Source organism: Mycobacterium sp. (assembly GCF_047975165.1).
Classification (GTDB): domain Bacteria; phylum Actinomycetota; class Actinomycetes; order Mycobacteriales; family Mycobacteriaceae; genus Mycobacterium.
On record NZ_JBKECZ010000161.1, the window covers coordinates 1 to 1727 of the forward strand.

General features: G+C 69.0%; 1 protein-coding gene. It reads left to right on the plus strand.

Annotated elements, in window-relative coordinates:
* A partial coding sequence (locus ACK5M9_RS15255) for an LCP family protein (RefSeq protein WP_416893994.1) occupies nt 1-1089 on the plus strand: 1089 nt, incomplete at its 5' end.
* Between the last annotated feature and the right edge of the window lie 638 nt (nt 1090-1727).

Genomic DNA, 1727 nt, shown 5'->3' on the forward strand with positions numbered 1-1727 from the left:
CCACCACCGCACCCGCGCCCGGCCCCACCACCACACCCGCGCCCGGCCCCACCACCACCGCCGCGCGCCGCATCTTCCGCGCCGCCACCGCGCCGGAAAACCGCCCCACCCGGGCGAGCGCGGCACCGTCGCAAACGTCACCGGCTTCGCAACGCGGCACGGTGCCTGCTGATCGCGTTGCTGTTGGCCGGTGTCGGCATCGCGGGCGTCGTGCTGTGGTTCGAAAGCGCCGTGCACCACAAGGCGGCACTGGCCGACTACCCTGACCGCCCTCCACCCGGCCGAGGCACCAACTGGCTGCTCGTCGGCTCGGACAGCCGCGAGCACCTGTCGGATGAGCAGCAACAGGAGTTGGCGACCGGCGGCGACACCGGCGGCGCGCGCACCGACACGATCATGCTGGTCCACATCCCGACCCTGGGATCCGACGCCCCGACGACACTGGTCTCCATCCCCCGCGACTCCTACGTACCGATACCCGGCCAGGGTCGGGACAAGATCAACGCCGCGTTCTCCCTCGGCGGTGCGCCGCTGTTGGCGCAGACAGTCGAGCAGGCCACCGGATTGCGACTCGACCACTACGTCGAGGTTGGCTTCGACGGCTTCGCTGCCCTGGCCGACGCACTCGGCGGGGTCACCGTATGTCCGACCGAGCCGATGCAGGATCCGCTGGCGGGCCTGGACCTGCAACCCGGCTGCCAGCGGCTAGACGGCCGCGGCGCGTTGGGATACGTCCGGACACGCGCCACCCCGCGCGCAGACCTGGACCGAATGGTCAACCAGCGCCACTTCATATCGGCCCTGCTGGACCGCGCCACCAGTCCGGCGGTGTGGCTGAATCCGTGGCGTTGGTATTCGGTTCCCCGTGCAGCCGCCTCCGCCCTGACGCTGGACCGCGGCGACCATGCCTGGGACCTGGCCCGGCTCGGCTGGGCCCTGCACGGCCCCAACACGGTCACCACCGTGCCCCTTGGCGAGTTCATCGACAGCGACGTGGGGTCTGTGGTGGTGTGGGATCACGCCGCCGCGGGCGAGCTGTTCGATGCGCTGGCGGCAGATGCACCGCCCCCGGATCCCGCCCAGCCCTGAGTCCCGATCGACGCACTTCCGAATCGGTGGCGACGGAATGCGTTCGGAGACTCCGGTTAAATTCAGCAGGGCTGCCGTGCCCGATCCTTCTGATCGAGGGTGTGGTCGCGGTTTGAATCCACCGACAGGGGGTCACCGCGCCGAGGGTGAAACCTGGGGCCGGGCACCTGATTTCGGATATTTTGCTCAGTACCCAGGTGTGAGGCCGAATTCGGGGCAGGTGGCCTCAAGTCGTTCGCGAGCGTAACGTGGTTGCGATTTTGCGCTCCGGATTTCACCCTGGCGTTACGCTCGCGAGCAAGCGGGCTCGGCCAGCGCGCCGCGCCCGAGGTCGTGCGCGCCTTCCGCACGTACGCCACCGCGCGAACCTACCCGCCTAGTACCCCACACCGGCCACCCGACCAAGCAAACCCACAGTTCAACGACCTAACGAAGCAGAATCTCGGAGAGCGTGTCCGACCTCAGGTTTGAATCCACCGGCAGGGGATCACGGCGCCGAGAGTGAAGCCTGGGCACCGGGCAACGGGCACCGGGCAACGGGCACCGGGCATCGGGCATCGGGCATCGGGCATCGGGCATCGGGCATCGGGCATCGGACCCCGTCCAAACAGACCGGTGAATTCAGCCGCCGGATTCAG